At 44.6% G+C, this 16,616-nt stretch carries 16 protein-coding genes and 1 pseudogene; 9 read left to right on the forward strand and 8 right to left on the reverse strand.

Going from position 1 to position 16,616, the window contains the following annotated elements; all coding sequences use genetic code 11:
* Window positions 1–122: 122 nt before the first annotated feature.
* From PI95_RS00110 to trpB, 4 genes are all read right to left on the reverse strand, one after another.
* Window positions 123–746: a ribonuclease D gene (locus PI95_RS00110; protein ID WP_039753091.1), complete on the reverse strand. Its 624-nt coding sequence runs from the start codon at window positions 744–746 to the stop codon at window positions 123–125.
* Window positions 747–1,103: 357 nt separating this feature from the next.
* The gene (locus PI95_RS00115) at window positions 1,104–1,652 is read right to left on the reverse strand and encodes a CAP domain-containing protein (protein WP_039753090.1); all 549 of its coding nucleotides are present in this window, start codon (window positions 1,650–1,652) and stop codon (window positions 1,104–1,106) included.
* Between the two features lie 183 nt (window positions 1,653–1,835).
* Window positions 1,836–2,039, reverse strand: a complete 204-nt coding sequence (locus PI95_RS00120; RefSeq protein WP_163518466.1) for a hypothetical protein — start codon at window positions 2,037–2,039, stop codon at window positions 1,836–1,838.
* Window positions 2,039–3,274, reverse strand: coding sequence for a tryptophan synthase subunit beta (trpB, locus tag PI95_RS00125; RefSeq protein WP_039753089.1), 1,236 nt, complete (start codon window positions 3,272–3,274; stop codon window positions 2,039–2,041). Before trpB ends, PI95_RS00120 begins: the two co-directional genes overlap by 1 nt.
* A gap of 263 nt (window positions 3,275–3,537) precedes the next feature.
* On the opposite strand from trpB, the gene PI95_RS00130 reads away from it, so the two are divergent.
* The 3 genes from PI95_RS00130 to PI95_RS00135 are packed head-to-tail and all read left to right on the forward strand — an operon-like array spanning window position 3,538 to window position 4,253.
* The gene (locus PI95_RS00130; RefSeq protein ID WP_039753088.1) at window positions 3,538–3,882 is read left to right on the forward strand and encodes a translation initiation factor; all 345 of its coding nucleotides are present in this window, start codon (window positions 3,538–3,540) and stop codon (window positions 3,880–3,882) included.
* A gap of 35 nt (window positions 3,883–3,917) precedes the next feature.
* Window positions 3,918–4,022 carry a DUF6888 family protein gene (locus PI95_RS37385; RefSeq protein ID WP_373695658.1) on the forward strand — a complete coding sequence of 35 codons (105 nt, stop codon included), beginning with the start codon at window positions 3,918–3,920 and terminating at the stop codon, window positions 4,020–4,022.
* 45 nt (window positions 4,023–4,067) lie between these two features.
* A complete protein-coding gene (locus PI95_RS00135; RefSeq protein WP_039753087.1) occupies window positions 4,068–4,253 on the forward strand; it encodes a DUF6887 family protein in 186 nt (61 codons plus the stop codon).
* Here the strand turns inward: PI95_RS00135 and PI95_RS36580 are convergent.
* Window positions 4,250–4,381: a hypothetical protein gene (locus PI95_RS36580; RefSeq protein WP_268896619.1), complete on the reverse strand. Its 132-nt coding sequence runs from the start codon at window positions 4,379–4,381 to the stop codon at window positions 4,250–4,252. The genes PI95_RS00135 and PI95_RS36580 overlap by 4 nt on opposite strands.
* A gap of 36 nt (window positions 4,382–4,417) precedes the next feature.
* On the opposite strand from PI95_RS36580, the gene PI95_RS00140 reads away from it, so the two are divergent.
* The 4 genes and pseudogenes from PI95_RS00140 to PI95_RS00155 all read left to right on the forward strand — a co-directional run bounded on the left by PI95_RS00140 (window position 4,418) and on the right by PI95_RS00155 (window position 7,885).
* Entirely contained in the window at window positions 4,418–4,576 is a 159-nt protein-coding gene (locus PI95_RS00140; protein ID WP_039753086.1) for a YqaE/Pmp3 family membrane protein, read from the forward strand.
* Window positions 4,577–4,699: 123 nt separating this feature from the next.
* Entirely contained in the window at window positions 4,700–5,587 is an 888-nt protein-coding gene (locus PI95_RS00145) for a class I SAM-dependent methyltransferase (RefSeq protein WP_039753085.1), read from the forward strand.
* Between the two features lie 186 nt (window positions 5,588–5,773).
* Window positions 5,774–6,791: pseudogene (locus tag PI95_RS00150) on the forward strand (IS630 family transposase); the annotation flags it as partial.
* 365 nt (window positions 6,792–7,156) lie between these two features.
* Window positions 7,157–7,885: an alpha/beta hydrolase gene (locus PI95_RS00155; protein ID WP_201280236.1), complete on the forward strand. Its 729-nt coding sequence runs from the start codon at window positions 7,157–7,159 to the stop codon at window positions 7,883–7,885.
* A 754-nt stretch (window positions 7,886–8,639) separates the two neighbouring features.
* Here the strand turns inward: PI95_RS00155 and PI95_RS00160 are convergent.
* The 3 genes from PI95_RS00160 to PI95_RS00170 all read right to left on the reverse strand — a co-directional run bounded on the left by PI95_RS00160 (window position 8,640) and on the right by PI95_RS00170 (window position 14,181).
* The gene (locus tag PI95_RS00160) at window positions 8,640–12,521 is read right to left on the reverse strand and encodes a 2-oxoacid:acceptor oxidoreductase family protein (protein WP_039754083.1); all 3,882 of its coding nucleotides are present in this window, start codon (window positions 12,519–12,521) and stop codon (window positions 8,640–8,642) included.
* 523 nt (window positions 12,522–13,044) lie between these two features.
* Window positions 13,045–13,500, reverse strand: coding sequence for a hypothetical protein (locus tag PI95_RS00165; RefSeq protein ID WP_052325792.1), 456 nt, complete (start codon window positions 13,498–13,500; stop codon window positions 13,045–13,047).
* Between the two features lie 201 nt (window positions 13,501–13,701).
* A complete protein-coding gene (locus tag PI95_RS00170; RefSeq protein WP_039753083.1) occupies window positions 13,702–14,181 on the reverse strand; it encodes a hypothetical protein in 480 nt (159 codons plus the stop codon).
* Window positions 14,182–14,433: 252 nt separating this feature from the next.
* Between PI95_RS00170 and PI95_RS00175 the strand changes: the two genes are divergently transcribed.
* The gene (locus PI95_RS00175; protein WP_039753082.1) at window positions 14,434–15,633 is read left to right on the forward strand and encodes a histidine kinase; all 1,200 of its coding nucleotides are present in this window, start codon (window positions 14,434–14,436) and stop codon (window positions 15,631–15,633) included.
* Window positions 15,634–15,777: 144 nt separating this feature from the next.
* On the forward strand, window positions 15,778–16,431 hold the full coding sequence (locus tag PI95_RS00180; protein ID WP_039753081.1) for a response regulator: 654 nt from the start codon (window positions 15,778–15,780) through the stop codon (window positions 16,429–16,431).
* The last annotated feature ends 185 nt before the right edge of the window (window positions 16,432–16,616 follow it).

Here is a 16,616-nt window from a genome sequence, read left to right on the forward strand (position 1 = left end):
TCAAGAATTAGGTAGAGACGTTCCACTGGAACGTCTGTACAAAAGTCAAGAGTCAAAAGTCAAGAATTAAAAAACTATGGAATGCGTGACTTTTTGACTCTTAACTCTGTGTACCTAACTTATTAATGTTCAAATACATCCTTAAATTGCAACAAATCTAAGGAAACTATAGTTGGTAAACACTGAAAGCATTCTTGTGCGATTTGCCAACGTTCTTCTCTAGTGAGCATTTCTATCAGTTTTTGTCGGACGCTAATTAAGTAGCGCACATCATTAGCAGCGTAACTTAATTGAGATGGAGATAAATTAGCAGCGTTTCCCCAGTCTGAACTTTGAGCGCTTTTATCGAGTTCAACTTGTTCCAATTCTTGCACTACATCTTTGAGTCCGTGACGATTGGTGTAAGTACGGGCTAACTTACTCGCAATTTTGGTGCAAAATACAGGATTAACTTGGATGCCGAGATGATAACGCAAGGTAGCAAGGTCGAAGCGAGCAAAGTGAAAAATCTTAACAATATTCGTTGCTTCTAGGAGTTTTTTTAAGTTTGGGGAGTCGGTTTGCCCAATAGCCATGCGGATTGCGGTAACTTTACCTTGATGATTACACAATTGGACAAGACACAAGCGATCGCGCAGTGGCAATAATCCCATAGTTTCGGTATCGACTGCGATCGCCTCCGATTCTAAATATTGCGATAAGGCAGCGTCACTAAGGTCGCGATCGCAAACCTGAAAATCTTCCATGAATTGAATTAAGTCCGGTTTAATAACTCATATTACCCGATAGTTAGTAGTTAGTGGTTAGTTGTTGGTTGTTGGTTGATGGTTGATAGTTGTTGGTGAGCCAGTGCGCTATCGCGCTCTGCCGACTTGAAGCACCTGGCGAACCCGAAGGGTTGATGGTTGTTGGTGAACCACTGCGCTATCGCGCTCTGCCGACAGCCGCGCAAGTGGTGAACCCGAAGGGTTCTTGGTTGACGGTTAACAGTTATCAACTATCCACTATCCACTATCCACTATCCATTATCCACGCTCCCACGCTTCCACGCTCCCACTACCCACTATCCACTATCCACTATCCACGCTCCCACTAACTAATCCCTATTTATTGCTAATAAAAATTTGCGTCAGATAAACTTCGCCTTCACTGTTAGCAGCAACACCAATCCCAGTTAAATTGTATTTGCCTTTAATGTTTTTTAGATGTCCGGGACTGTTGATCCAACCAGTCATAGCTTGGCTTGCTGGATCGCTATAGCCTTGGTTAAAAGCTACATTTTCTGCCGCACTCTTGTATTTAATCGGGACAGAATTGACTCGCTTTTCAAATCCCTTGTGACTAAACGGAACTTTACCATTAGCCATATTTTGACTGTGAATCCTTGCTTGGCGAGTGATGTTTGCATTTAAAGTCAGTTTTGACAAGCCCTTAGAAACTCGATAGCGATTAATTTGGTCAAAAACTGATTTTTCTAGAGCAGTGGTTTTAAAAGTAGTAGTAGGGGACAATGCAACTTGACTAGACCCAATCGACAACGGCTGATGATCGCTGTTTTTTTTCGTCGTGTGACCTGGTACAGGACTGCTCGTTAATCCACTGGCTAGGACAAGCGCACTGAAAGCGATGCCAAAAGCAGTTTGTCGAAACATGAAGAGTTGAGTAATATGTAGAGTTTTTAGACGCATCCCCTGCTTTTTTGTTTCCTGATATACCCGTATACTTTCCAGTATTCCGGGATGTTAGGAAATATTTGCACATTGCGATCGCCCAGTACAGAGTATTTAATTACAATAAGAGCGACCGCAAGCAAATCAAAATAAAAATTTAACAATTTAGGGAATTGGGCATTGGGCAATGGGCAATGGGCAATGGGCATTGAGAATAAAGCCAAATCTCTTTCTCATGCCCGATGCCCGATGCCCGATGCCCCATGACGGCAGATGCTCCACTTGGGGAGCCAGTCTCGTGGGCGGGGATGCCGACTTGAGAGAACTGGCGTGAAACCCCAAGACCGCACTGCCTCCCCCATGCCCCATTACCCATTCCCTAAGAATTTGGCTACAGTTTGCACATCTTTGTCACCGCGTCCGGAGCAGTTAATGACAATTTTGGGACTACCATTTAACTGCGGACATAAAGTATCCAAGTAGGCGATCGCATGAGCCGTTTCCAGTGCTGGTATAATTCCTTCTAACTGCGACAGCATCCGAAACGCCGTCAAAGCCTCTTCATCTGTCACGCTGTAATATTCTGCACGCGCAGTATCTTTTAAATAACTGTGTTCTGGACCCACACCAGGATAATCTAACCCCGCACTAATCGAATGAGCTTCAATTACTTGCCCATCCTCATCTTGCAACAAATAGCTCATCGCTCCGTGCAATACACCTATTTGTCCTTTTGTCAAGGTTGCAGCGTGTTTTTCTGTATTTACACCTTCACCGGCTGCTTCCACACCAATTAAGCGCACAGAAGATTCCTTGACAAACTCATGAAATAGTCCCATCGCATTAGAACCACCACCGACGCAAGCCAGAAGAATATCTGGCAAACCCCCCCATTTTTCCATCGCTTGAGCGCGGGTTTCTTGCCCAATCACCGCATGAAAATCGCGTACTATCATCGGGTAAGGATGAGGTCCTGCCACCGAACCCAGGATGTAGTGAGTCGTCTCTACATTCGTTACCCAATCCCGAATTGCCTCAGAAGTTGCATCCTTCAAAGTTCCAGTACCAGCTTCTACCGGGCGCACTTCTGCCCCCATCAACCGCATTCTAAACACATTTAAAGCTTGGCGTTCCATGTCGTGAACACCCATGTAAATCACACATTCCAGCCCAAAACGAGCGCAAACTGTAGCTGTAGCTACTCCATGTTGTCCCGCACCGGTTTCGGCAATAATTCGCTGCTTGCCCATGCGCTTTGCCAACAAAACCTGAGCCAAAGCATTATTGATTTTATGGGCACCGGTGTGGTTTAAATCCTCACGCTTTAAATAAATTTGCGCTCCCGTGCCATCTGGTCGGGCATAATGAGCGGTAAGGCGTTCAGCGAAATATAAAGGTGTAGCGCGTCCCACATAATCGCGTAACAGTTGTTGCAGTTCAGCTTGAAATTCAGCGTCATTGCGGTATTGCTGATAAGCTGCTTCTAATTCAACTAAAGCAGGCATCAGCGTTTCTGGGACATACTTACCGCCAAAGCGTCCAAAACGTCCTTGAGTATCAGGGCTTTGGGCAGTTGATTGAGAAGGAAGGGGAGTGGTAGTCACAGATAAATTTCGATGACAGGACGAACTTAATTATAGAAAAGTCTGAGGCAGATAAGATACGATCGCGATTGGGTGATTGGGGAATTGGGGAATTGGGGAATGGTGAATTGGTAATAGGTAATAGGTAATTGAGAATTGGGAACGTGGTAATGCGTTTTTTCTACCCATTAGCCATTAGCCATTAGCCATTAGCCATTAGCCATTACCCATCACCCATTACCCATCACCCATTACCCAGCGAAGTGAATTTTAATTGATGTATTATGGCTTCTGGAAAAGGTAATTCTGACAAACGTATTGTCTACCAAGAATTTGGCAACGATAACTCCGCTGCTTTTGAAAGACCAACTCAAGAACTACCACCCCAACAACAAAACGTAAGGGTGCAAGCTACCCGCAGCGGACGTAAAGGTAAAACTGTCACTGTGATTACGGGGTTTCAAGCTAAACCAGAAACCTTAGCAGATTTGGTGAAACAGTTGAAAGCTCAATGCGGTACAGGTGGCACAGTTAAAGATAATGATATTGAAATTCAAGGCGACCACAAGCAGAAAATCCTGGATATTTTAATTAAGCTTGGTTACAAAGCCAAAATTAGCGGTGGCTAATCGGTGCGGGAATGAAACCGACTGTAGAGCAAACAATGGAATTATTCAGGGTGTGCCAAAACCTCACCCAAATGTACCTACCACTTAACCTAGTTCGGCTCGACGAAAGGACTGGCAATGTCGTCATTCAAAGCAGGTGAAGAAATAGTAATAGTAATTGACAAAACAGGAAACGTGGATTATTTATGATAAAACCTAATTTTGCTGCAATGAGCAATGAAAAACTCAAAATCTACGTCTTGCAGCACCGGGATGACGACGATGCCTTACATGAATTGACAGTGCGAGTTCAAACTCAAGGCAAGCGACTCAACTCGATTGAAGAATTGAAGCAAGTCATCCAAGAGAAGCGATCGCCTCAACAAACTTAAGAATAACTGAAAACGGAAGCGATCGCTCTTCTGGATGCGTGAGTGTGGTAAACCGTATCTAGAAAGATACAGGCGATGTTACCTTGAAAAGTAGAAAGAAGTTTGAGCAGTTGCGAATAAATGAACATGAATGCTGCTCGGTTTTATATTAATAGGAGGTTGAAATGGATTTAGTTCGGATTCTTTGCGCTGTATTTCTGCCACCTCTGGGAGTATTTTTGCAAGTTGGTATTGGTATAGATTTTTGGATTAATATCGTTTTGACGCTTTTCGGCTATATTCCTGGGATTGTTCACGCGATATGGGTGATTGCTAGGAAGTAAGCTACGTAAATACAATTAAACTGAAAGTATTTGAAAGTTCGTAGTAAGCGCTTCAGCGCTTAATCACTAAAGTGGTTACTACGAACTTTAATTTATTTATCATTCCTAAAAGAGTACAAGATTATGAGCAGCGCACCTTTAAAAAAAGAACTTCATGAAGAGAATCGCTTGTCTTGGAATGAAGCAACTAAAGCGCACAATAGCCATAAGGGAAATCAAGCGAAGTTTTTTAGAGAAGGTGGCTGTACACTATTTCCAGAAGAAAAGGAACTTTTGGGAAATATTGTAAACTTGTCTTTGGTTCATCTGCAATGCAACGCTGGGCAAGATACTTTGAGTCTGGTGCAGCTTGGTGCTTTAGGTACTGGGGTAGATATTAGCGATGAAGCGATCGCTTTTGCCCAAAAACTCTCGCAGGAATCTGGAATTCCCGCTACCTTTCACCGGGCTGATATTTTTGATTGGCTGGAGGAAGCAGCGAAGAAAAACGAGCAGTTCGATATTGTATTCTCTTCTTATGGGGCTGTGTGTTGGATATCTAATCTCAACCTTTGGGCAAAAGGAATTTCAAACATTCTCAAATCTGGTGGACGCTTTGTTGTTGTGGACTTCCACCCGGTAGCGATGATGTTTGACACAGATTGGAGTCACAAATTCACTTATTTCTCTGAGGGAAAGCCTCTAACTTGGGAAGATGGTATCAGCGACTATGTGGCTGAGTCTAGCGGTGGTTTGACACCTTGGGGCTATGAAAAAGGTATCGAAAATTTTCACAATCCCTACCGCGTGCATGAGTTTCAGTGGGGAATTGGTGAAATAGTTACCGCATTGTTGCAAGCTGGGCTGACTTTAGAAGTGTTGAAAGAATATCCCTATAGCAATGGTTGCAAGCTATTTGAGCGGATGCGTGAAGCTTCAGGACGGCGGATGTTTCCACCACTAGATGTGCCAAGTGTACCATTAATGTACGGTATTGTAGCGCGATCGCGCAATTCCCATACTGATATATAATACCACCGCCCGACGACGCGCATTCGCGGCTACATAAACAAAGTCCGCATGACAAGGACTTAAGACTCATCGACCAAGTTCTGATATAGATTAACGAGTATCAAACACTCATTAATATCATGTCCGGGAGCACACCCATAGTAAAAGGGGTAAGTATGCCTTCTGTCGAAAGCATCCAATGTACCAATGCCAAAACGTATTAGCATAGAGCCACATCTATCATTAACGGAATTAGAACAGCGTTACCGTCAAGCATTCATATGCTGCCCTTGAGAAGCCACTACCAAATTATTTGGTTACTAGCATCTGGCAGAAGTAGTCGAGAGGTTTCACAAATAACTAGCTATAGTCTGAGTTGGATTTACGAATTAGTTTGGGGATATAACCGTATTGGACCGGAGTCATTAGGGGATAAGAGGCATGAACATCCAGGAGGGAAAACACTATTGGATGACATACAACAAGCACAACTATGGCAAGTACTGCAATCCCCGCCGCCGGATGGAGGGCTGTGGAACGGACAAAAAGTGGCAGATTGGATCAGTGAATTATTGGGATACTCCGTGAGTAGACAGCGCGGGTGGGAACAACTAAAGGAATGAAATTACGCTTAAGAGTGCCTCGACCCTCACATGAGGAAACAGATTATTTTGAACAGGAGGAATGGAAAAAAAAGTTGGCATCCCAGGTGGAGCGAGTTCAAAAAAGCCATCCCGACGCCGACTTCCGAAGTGTGGACAATGGATGAGCATAGAGTTGGGCTTAAACCAATAAGCGCGAAGGATGTGGGTAGACGAATGGACGGACACAAAACGCTTTCCGTGAATTGGCGGTATAAATGGCTATGGTTATATGGTTTTGTTCATCCGCAGTCGGGAGAGACATATTGGTGGATTCTACCCTTTGTAAATACCGAAATTTTTAATCAAGTTTTGGCTGCCGATCGCTCAACATTTTAACATTGGAAAGAATAAGCAAGTTGTACTAGCTTTGGATCAAGCTGGGTGGCATACTGGCGGGAAACTTGAAACACCAATTGGTATTCACATTGTTGAAATGCCATCTCACTCTCCAGAACTTCAACTCTTCAGTTAGACTTTGGCCACTTACCAATGAGCAAGAGTGCGTTCCCGTTCATTTGAAAATCGCATAGGAATTAGAAGAGGTTTTATTTCATCGCTGTGAACAATTACTCCAACAACAAGATTTAATTCGGGGTTTAACAAACTTTCACTGGTGGCCTCAAGTTCAAGTTACTGCTTAATTACGGGTAAGTACCCGGACATAATATTATTGGGCAATCATCCGTCCTCCTCGATCCTTCATAATACATATTTTACACCTCTTGTCAATGCGTAAGTCCTAGGATCTGCAAAATGGCTGAAACCTCCATGTTTTCGTTGCAACCCTCGATGCCTTGTCCAGCAAGAATGAAGAGCGATTTCTCCAACTGTTATTACAGCAGTTCAGCGGCTTGACAGGCTATCCCTTGCAAACGAGGTCTGGACAGTAAGCCAAATCTGGGTTTAGATCAAGATACCTCCCCACTCGCTGGGGAGGGGAAATTAATTGAATGGAAACACGAAGATGGTGGAGATCCTGTTCGTGCACGGCGCACTCGTCCGCGACGGCGCCTGGTGGTGGCGGCGGGTTGCCGAGCGGATTCATGAGCAGACCGGCACGGCGAGCCGGGCGGTCGAGTTGCCGTCCTGCGGAGAGGGCGCTCCACCCGGTACCGCCGGCTTGCTTGAAGATGCCCGGGCGCTTCGCGACGCGCTCGACGACGTGGACGAGGCCGTCGTCGTCGGGCACTCCTACGGCGGGGTGGTCATCGCGGAGGGCGCCGACCACCCCGCCGCTCGTCATCTGGTCTACATCACCTCGTACCTGCCAGACATCGGGCAGTCGCAAGCCGACATCATGAGCGGCGAGCAGGACCCGGTCTCTTTTGCGCCGGGCGACGACGGCACGATCCGCGTTGCCGACTACACCGCCTCCTCGTTCGGCGACCGCTTCTGGCAGGACCTGACAGACTCAGAGGCCCGAGCCGAGGCGTGGAACCGCCTGACCGCGCAATCGGTAGGCGCCTTCGGGACACCGACGACCCGGGCGGCATGGCAGGGCAGACCCTCGACGTATCTCGTCTGCGCGGAGGACCGCAGCACCTCCCTCGCCCTGCAACGCTTCCATGCCGACCGGGCTACCCGCTCGATCGACCTGCGCACCGGTCACCACCCGTTCCTGTCCCGACCCGACCTCGTCACCGAACAGCTCATCGAAGTGCTCCGCACCGACTGAAGGCGTAACGTCATCGGCGATCGGCGCATGCAGGCGTTCTCGGGTGATGCTTTCAATAGAAGGCATACTTACCCATTTTACTATGGGTGTGCTCCCGGACATGATATAACGGAGTTCTGATATAGATTAACGAGTATCAAAGACTCATCGACGGAGTTCTGATATAGATTAACGAGTATCAAAGACTCATTAACGGAGTTCTGATATAGATTAATGAGTATAAAAGACTCATTGACGCAGTTCTGATATAGATTAATGAGTATAAAAGACTCATTAATGAGTATCAAAGACTCTTTAATAGACCTCTTGCAAAAGTAAGTTCGCGCAAGATAGGGAAAGAAAAAAGTTTAAAGCAAAAGGGTTTTTCTTACCCTTTCCCCAATCATAGGCAGGTGCTACAACTTTCACGCGGCACGTTTTGGGGGGAAGCGGAGGAACATAAGCTGCCGCGTGGAACCCCACGCCAGTCGCACGCGGCTGTGCTACAACTTTCACGCGGCACGTTTTGGGGGGAAGCGGAGGAACATAAGCTGCCGCGTGGAAAATACGCAACGCACTGGCGCAGCAACGTTCGTGACCTCCCTTCTCCTTCACCAGACGCTCCGCGAACGGGTTCGCCAGAGCCGGCACGAGGGAAACCCTCCCGCAGCGCTGGTCTCACCGCAACGCGCTGGCGAAAAGCAAGGCACTGCCTCCCCTTTCCCCTTTCCCCCACTTCTGCAAGAAGTCTAATGAGTATAAAAGACTCATTAGCCTATTCCTTATCCTCTCCTACATTACGCGCTGCGAGATACTCGTACATTTTCCAACGCGCATCCACTTCAGCTTGCGCTTCTTCTAAAAGACGTTTGGCAAGTTCGGGTTTACTCTTAGTCAGCATCTTGAAGCGATTTTCTTGATACATTGACTGTTCTACCGACTGCTTGGGCTGACGCATATCCAATTGTAATGGATTCTTACCCGCTTGCTGCAATTGAGGATTGTAACGATACAGCAACCAACGTCCTGATTCTACCAAAGCTTTTTGATGATTCATAGCTGTGGTCATGTTGATGCCGTGGGCAATGCAATGACTGTAAGCGATAATTAGTGATGGTCCGTCATAAGCTTCGGCTTCGAGAAACGCTTTTAGGGTGTGTTCATCTCTAGCACCAAGGGCTACACTCGCTACGTAGACATTACCGTAAGTCATGGCAATCAAGCCTAAATCTTTCTTCGGTGCTGGCTTACCGCTGGCGGCATATTTAGCGATCGCACCTCGCGGTGTAGCTTTAGATGATTGACCGCCAGTGTTAGAATACACTTCGGTATCCATCACCAAAATGTTGACATTGCGACCGCTGGCAAGGACATGATCCAATCCGCCAAAATCAATATCATACGCCCAACCATCACCACCGACAATCCAGACGCTTTTTCTCACCAAGTAGTCAGCAATCGATTTGAGATTTTGGATTTGAGATTTTGGATTGTCATTTTCCGGAATTTCGTCTAACCGTTGTTTCAACAGCGCTACTTGTTCGCGTTGTTCCCAAATATCAGCTTCAGATTTTTGCTTTTGCTTGAGGATGGACTGAACAAGATTATCGCCTATTTCACCGCTTAATTGTTGCAGTAGTTCGGCAGCAAATTCCGCTTGCTTGTCTAGAGAAAGACGAAAACCAAGACCGAATTCGGCGTTATCTTCAAAAAGACTATTCGACCAAGCAGGACCTCTTCCTTCAGCGTTTGTTGTCCAAGGAGTGGTGGGGAGATTTCCCCCGTAAATTGAAGAACAACCTGTAGCGTTGGCAATAACAGAGCGATCGCCAAACAGTTGTGTTAATAATTTTAAATAAGGTGTCTCTCCACAACCAGCACAAGCACCAGAAAATTCAAATAAAGGTTCTTGCAATTGCTGTTGACGAATCTGATTGAGTTTTAATTCCCGTCTGTCAGGATTTGGTAAACTGAGAAAGAAATTCCAGTTTTCCCGCTCTTGTTCGCGTATAGGCAACTGCGCTTCCATATTAATCGCTTTGCGCGTCGGCTCTAACTTATTTTTAGCCGGACAAATATCTACACAGATAGCGCAACCTGTACAGTCTTCTGGAGCAACCTGAATGGTAAATTGCTGATTAGCAAAGTCTTTATCTTTCGCTTCAGTTGACTTGAAAGTTGCCGGCGCATTAACTAATTCACCTGGTTCATAAACCTTGCCTCGGATGACTCCATGAGGACAAACCATAATACATTTACCACACTGCACGCAGACATCCGCATCCCATACAGGAATCTCCGTAGCGATATTGCGTTTTTCCCATTTAGCAGTGCCGGTGGGAAAAGTCCCATCAACAGGTAGCGCACTCACGGGTAAGTCATCACCTTCCCACGCCATGATTTTACCCAAAACTGACTGCACAAATTCTGGGGAGTTAGGAGTTGAGAGTGAGGAGTTAGGAGTTGAGAGTGAGGAGTTAGGTAGAGACGTTCCGCCGGAACGTCTGTACAAAAGTGAGGGAGATGAGGGAGAAATTTCTCCAAGTCGTCCCCCTTGTCCCCCTTGTCCCCCTTGTCCTCCCTGTCTCCCTATCTCCAAGCAGTCCCCAAGTCCAGTTCTCACATCGACTTTATGCAAATTCTCCAGCGTCTGGTCTACAGCTTGCAGATTCTTCTGGACGACTTCGGCGCCTTTTTTGCCGTAGGTTTTTTCAATTGCTTGCTTGATTTTGGTTATGGCTTCTTCTTGTGGCAAGACACCCGCTAAAGCAAAGAAGCACACTTGCATAATAGTATTAATTCTGCCGCCCATGCCGCTGTTTTTGGCAACTTCGGTAGCATTGATGACGTAGAATTTAAGTTGTTTGGCAATAATTTGTTGCTGTACTTTTAGCGGGAGATGTTCCCAGACAATATCAGCATCATAAGGACTGTTGAGTAAGAAAGTTGCCCCAGGTACAGCCGCTTTCAGTACATCTACGCGCTCTAAAAATTCCCAGTGATGGCAACCAATAAAGTTGGCTCCCTCAATTAGGTAAGTTGAGCGAATCGGTTGTTGACCAAAGCGCAGATGGGAAACGGTCATTGAGCCAGATTTTTTGGAATCGTAGACAAAGTAGCCTTGGGCGTTGTTGTCTGTTTGTTCACCAATAATCTTGATTGAGTTTTTATTAGCACCAACTGTGCCATCAGAACCTAATCCGTAGAACATTGCCCGGACGACGTTATCTGGTTCGGTGGAGAAGTTAAAGTCAAAGTTTAGGGAAGTGTGGCTTACGTCGTCGTTGATACCGATAGTAAAGTGGTTTTTCGGATGTGGTTGGGCGAGGTTGTCGAAAATACCTTTAACCATCGCTGGTGTAAATTCTTTCGAGGAAAGACCGTAACGACCGCCGATGATTTTGGGGAGTGGGGAGGAGCCAGTGCGTTGGTAAGGCAGCGCGGTCTTGGGGGTTCCCCCCATGAGCGACTGCCGCAAGGGTTCCCCGGCTTGAAGCACCTGGCGTTGGGGAGTGGGGAGTGGGGGAGATGAAAGAGCAAATTCTTCCTTGTCCTCCTTGTCCTCCTTGTCCTCCTTGTCCTCCTTGTCCTCCTTGTCCTTCCATTCTTCATGGATAGCGGCGACTACATCCAAATACAATGGTTCGCCGGCGCTACCTGGTTCTTTGGTGCGGTCGAGGACAGCGATCGCTTTCACACTATACGGCAACGCATTCACAAACCGTGTTGCATCAAAGGGGCGATATAATCTGACTTTGAGAACACCTACTTTTTCACCACGGGCGTTGAGGTAATCAACAGTTTCGTGGACTGTCTCGCAGCCGGAACCCATAAGTATAATGACACGTTCTGCATCAAGCGCACCGTGATATTCATAGATTTGGTAATGTCGTCCGGTGCTTACGCCTAATTTATCCATCAATCGCTGAACAATATCAGGACAAGCGTTGTAGTATAAGTTAGCGGCTTCGCGCGATTGAAAGTAGACATCGGGGTTTTGAGCCGTTCCTCGCAATACTGGACGGTCTGGGGTGAGACTGCGGGCGCGATGGGCGAATATAAGATTGTCGTTAATAAGCGATCGCAAATCCTCATCTTCTAACAATTCGACTTTTTGCACTTCATGAGAAGTGCGGAAGCCGTCGAAGAAGTGCATAAACGGCACTCGTGCTTCTAAGGTAGCAGCATGAGCAATCAGAGCAAAATCTTGACTTTCCTGCACTGAGGCAGAACACAGCATCGCAAAGCCAGTAGCACGCGCTGCCATTACATCACTTTGGTCGCCGAAAATTGATAAAGCGTGGGTAGCCAAAGAACGTGCGGCGACGTGAATCACAGCGCTAGTTAGTTCCCCAGCAATTTTGTAAAGGTTAGGAATCATTAACAATAATCCCTGAGATGCCGTGAAGGTGGTAGTCAGAGAACCTGTTTGTAACGCTCCATGTACGGCAGCAGCGGCTCCACCTTCGCTTTGCATCTGAATCACACTCGGCACAGTACCCCACAAATTGAGGCGGCTTTCAGAAGACCATGCATCTGCCCATTCACCCATTGCTGAAGAGGGGGTGATTGGATAAATAGCAATTACCTCATTTAATCGATAAGCAACACGGGCAACAGCTTCATTGCCGTCGATGGTTGCAAAGTTTTTCTTCATCATTTTCTCCTGCTAGATTGCCCGGATGCGAGGATATTTATATTGCTGATTGTTAAATTTGACAATCTGACCTCTCTCCTATGAGGAGAGAGGCTTTGATTTTCTCCCCTTCCCTCCTAGGGAAGGGGCTGGGGGTTAGGTCTTTTCTGACCTCTCTGGTAAACCTCTCTCCTATGAGGAGAGAGGCTTTGATATTCTCCCCTTCCCTCATAGGGAAGAGGCTGGGGGTTAGGTCTTTTAGGTCTTAGGCTTTAATTTTCTCCCCTTCCCTATGAGGGAAGGGGCTGGGGGTTAGGTCTGCAAACCGCTATTTTTAATGTTTCAATTCAAATAACCAAACAAGAAGTATATAAAAATATTATTTGAAAGTACTTAAATAAATGTGTGATAAGTTTAACAATCAAAATAATTGAATTTGTCGCACTGGATACAAAAAAAGATGCGATCGCCTGATTAACATGTACAAGCGATCGCTATGCGTTAGGTAGTGTACCCTGAAGTTATTTAAGAATGAGAAAATTGATTATTTTTTAGACCCTGAAGTACCATTCCCATTTTGCTGGCGGAATCGCGCTAATTGCGCTTTTTGGTCAGCAGTCAGCAAAGCTTCTTTTTGTTGTTGTGAGGTTATGAAGATTTTCTGCAATTGGGCTTGCTGTTCTGGGCTAAAATTTACTGCCGCAAAAGCTTCGCGCCCAGATTTACCTGACTCCATAGCCGTTTTGATTTGTTGGAGTTGCTGTGGTGTCATGACTTTCTGTACTTGGTCACGAATACCGTTATCAATCTTCCGAAATTCAGTTTGTTGTTGCGGTGTGAGTTGGATTTGGATACCGCGTTCAGCGGGAGGTTTGGCTGGTGGATTTTGGGCAAGTTGAATTGGTGCGCTCTTAGTGGTTTCTGCTTTGACCGAGAAAGGAACTGCCGTTAAACTGAGGGCGATCGCTCCTGCTATCAGTGATAAGTTTTTGAACTTCATTTATTGTATTGCCTCGTGGATTTCTCCAGTTTGTCTTCACTATTATAGAATCCCCAATTAATCACCACGTCCGGGAAAATAAAGAATCCAAGTATTTATGACTAAAGTTATATTTTGTTTTGGACGGTTGTCATCACCGCTTCTTGTGTGGCGGAGAGAATTTCCGCCACAATCGGTGCTAATATCAGCGCTATTGGTTAATTAGTTGCTTGAATTGGGTCGCTGACGACGCGATCGCATATTATCTTGAAATTGCTTGAGTTGTTGCTGCTGTTCGGGAGTTAAGATTGCTTGGATCTGATTTTTCTCTGATTCCCTAATTTCGCGCATCTTGGTTTTCTGTTCTTCAGTTAGATTTAAAGAAGCAAAACCCCTCTTTGGACGCTGACCTTGAGGTGTTTGTTGCCGAGGCTGACCCTGACGTGCTTGTTTTGCAGCTTGTAGCTGTTGTTTTTGTTCTGGGGTGAGAATTCCTTCCATTTGAGCTTTGCTATTGCGACGAATCTCTTGAATTTTAGTTTTTTGTTCATCGCTTAGTCCCAAGCGTTCAAATGGACCATTGCGAGCTGGTTTAACTTGTGTTGGTGTTTGCGATATTTTTTGCGCGTTGACGACGAAAGGAGTTGCACTTAAACTGAGGGCGATCGCTGCGGCTATCAAGGATAAACTTTTAAGTTTCATTGATTAGTTGTTGGCTTTGCTAGCTTGCTGTCACCATCATATAAGTGTATCTGTTACAACGACATGCGGAAAAAGTCACGAATAAACCCATGACTTAAGTCATGATTAAAATTTGATAATTTTGACTATTAATTTGTGTAGAGACGTTCGGTCCGGAACGTCTGTACGAAAGGCGCAGAGTTAAAAGCAATTTTTTTGACTTTTGAGGCTTGAATGCGTGACTGTTGACTAATAACTGGAGCCGAACAAATAGTGAGCCGCCCAATTGAATTTAAAAATCATCCTTTTCGATTTCTGCTTTATTTAGAGTGGATATTACTAGCGTTTTCTGCTATCAGCGCAGTTTTACCATTTCGGTCTGAGAAATTTCAGACCAATTTTCCGGAACTGACAATTTCTTGTCTGGCGATTTTTGGTTTAATGGGTTTAAGATTGCCCACTAATAATCAAAGAAATAAATTACTGTATACGGCTCTGGAAATAATCTTAATTTTAATAACTGCTTTTTTGGGGGGTGGAACTGCTCGACTGTTTCCCTTTCTTAATATGATTATAGTAACTCGCAGTTGCTTAATCTTTCAGTTTCCTGGTCGTTTAGTAGTTGCCAGTTTATCATTTATCTTAATTTTAATAACAGTCTTCCAACGGTTTTCGCGATTTCCATTACCGCCAAAAGCGCAAGAGCGGTTTTGGTTTTTGACATTCAGTTTTATGGTTTCGTTTGGATTAGCTTTAGTCTTTGTATTGTTATTAATGAATGCAGTATTATCTGAACGGCAAAGTCGAGAAAAACTAGCGATCGCTAACGAAAAGCTGCGACAATATGCTTTGAAAATTGAAAATCAAGCCACTCTCGAAGAACGTAACCGCATTGCACGAGAAATTCATGATTCTTTAGGACATTCTCTCACTGCTTTAAATCTACAATTAGAAACTGCTTTAAAATTATGGCAATCTAATCCTAGCAAAGCTGAAAATTTCTTAGCTAGAGCAAAAGAACTAGGTTCAAAAGCATTGCAAGATGTGCGACAATCAGTTTCGACAATGCGCTCTCACCCTTTGCATTCTGAATCTTTAGAACAAGCGATCGCTGTACTTGCAGCTATATTTTACCGTTCAACAAGTGTGGCACCAATTTGTCATATAGTTATCGCTTATCCCCTACCACCCGAAGTTAGCACCGCTGTTTACAGGATTATTCAAGAATCATTGACAAATATCTCTAAATATGCAAATGCTACAGAAGTTAAAATACAATTAACTACGACAACAACAAATATAAATTTAATAATTGAGGATAATGGTAGAGGATTTGATGTAGAGCAAAATACAACTGGTTTTGGATTGCAAAGTATGCGCGATCGCACTTTAGCAGTGGGAGGTGAATTTCAGATTAATAGCGCTCCCGGTTTGGGTTGTAAAATAACAGTTGATATTCCTTTTTTACGTTGACAATATTAATTGTATTTGTGTTGTATAAAACAAGTCTTTTTATTAACGAACCGCCCAACTAAAGTTAGATCCCCGACTTCTCTTGCGAAGTCGGGATCTGAAGAAGGTCTGGAACTCACTAACATCTAAAAAATTAAAATTGATATGATTAAAGTGTTGCTTGTAGATGACCAAAATTTAATTCGCCAAGGATTAAAAGCATTATTGGAATTAGAAGCAGATTTAGAAATTATTGGTGAAGCTGAAAACGGTGAACAAGCAATTAATTTTATTGCTCAATTGCAACCAGATGTGGTATTAATGGATGTGAGAATGCCGATTATGGATGGAGTTGCAGCTACGCGAGAAATTCACAAGCGTTTTGCAAAAGTCAAAGTTTTAGTGTTGACAACTTTTGATGATGATGAATATGTGACAGCGGCATTGCAGAATGGAGCAATGGGTTATTTACTTAAAGATACACCTTCAGAAGAATTAGCTGTAGCAATTCGCGCCGTCCACAAAGGATATACTCAACTAGGACCGGGAATAGTAAAAAAACTTTTGACTCAGTTTACGGCAGTAACAGCATCTGCGTTACCCCCACCACCACCTAGTTTAGCTGAACTTACCCCTAGAGAAAAAGACGTTTTGCAGTTAATTGCTACAGGTGCAAATAATAGAGAAATTGCTCAGAAATTATACATTTCTGAGGGAACGGTGAAAAATCACGTCACAAATATTTTGAATAGATTAAATTTACGCGATCGCACTCAAGCAGCGATTTTTGCTAACACATTTTCAGCTTATTTAAATTAGGAGTGCGTGAATTATGATTTAAACAAACTTAGAGATAATTTATAAAGTAAAGCTGAAATTGTAGAAATTGTAGGGTGCGTTATAGCAACGCTTAACGCACCGATAAATATGGTGCGTTACGGCTAATCCTCACTCTCTCAAACTCTCAAATCATTACATAGCCGTAACACAACGGCAATAAAGCG

The organism is Hassallia byssoidea VB512170, assembly GCF_000817785.2.
Classification (GTDB): Bacteria; Cyanobacteriota; Cyanobacteriia; order Cyanobacteriales; family Nostocaceae; genus Hassallia; species Hassallia carrinoi.

Excerpts from the sequence above, each read along its gene's own strand:
- PI95_RS00180 (WP_039753081.1), top strand. The coding sequence starts at position 15,778 with ATGATTAAAGTGTTGCTTGTAGATGACCAAAATTTAATTCGCCAAGGA.
- PI95_RS00145 (WP_039753085.1), top strand. The coding sequence starts at position 4,700 with ATGAGCAGCGCACCTTTAAAAAAAGAACTTCATGAAGAGAATCGCTTG.
- PI95_RS00130 (WP_039753088.1), top strand. The coding sequence starts at position 3,538 with ATGGCTTCTGGAAAAGGTAATTCTGACAAACGTATTGTCTACCAAGAA.
- PI95_RS00165 (WP_052325792.1), bottom strand. The coding sequence starts at position 13,500 with ATGAAGTTCAAAAACTTATCACTGATAGCAGGAGCGATCGCCCTCAGT.
- PI95_RS00115 (WP_039753090.1), bottom strand. The coding sequence starts at position 1,652 with ATGTTTCGACAAACTGCTTTTGGCATCGCTTTCAGTGCGCTTGTCCTA.
- PI95_RS36580 (WP_268896619.1), bottom strand. The coding sequence starts at position 4,381 with ATGTTCATTTATTCGCAACTGCTCAAACTTCTTTCTACTTTTCAAGGT.
- PI95_RS00135 (WP_039753087.1), top strand. The coding sequence starts at position 4,068 with ATGATAAAACCTAATTTTGCTGCAATGAGCAATGAAAAACTCAAAATC.
- PI95_RS00170 (WP_039753083.1), bottom strand. The coding sequence starts at position 14,181 with ATGAAACTTAAAAGTTTATCCTTGATAGCCGCAGCGATCGCCCTCAGT.
- PI95_RS00160 (WP_039754083.1), bottom strand. The coding sequence starts at position 12,521 with ATGAAGAAAAACTTTGCAACCATCGACGGCAATGAAGCTGTTGCCCGT.
- PI95_RS00140 (WP_039753086.1), top strand. The coding sequence starts at position 4,418 with ATGGATTTAGTTCGGATTCTTTGCGCTGTATTTCTGCCACCTCTGGGA.
- PI95_RS00110 (WP_039753091.1), bottom strand. The coding sequence starts at position 746 with ATGGAAGATTTTCAGGTTTGCGATCGCGACCTTAGTGACGCTGCCTTA.
- PI95_RS37385 (WP_373695658.1), top strand. The coding sequence starts at position 3,918 with ATGGAATTATTCAGGGTGTGCCAAAACCTCACCCAAATGTACCTACCA.
- PI95_RS00120 (WP_163518466.1), bottom strand. The coding sequence starts at position 2,039 with ATGGGGCATGGGGGAGGCAGTGCGGTCTTGGGGTTTCACGCCAGTTCT.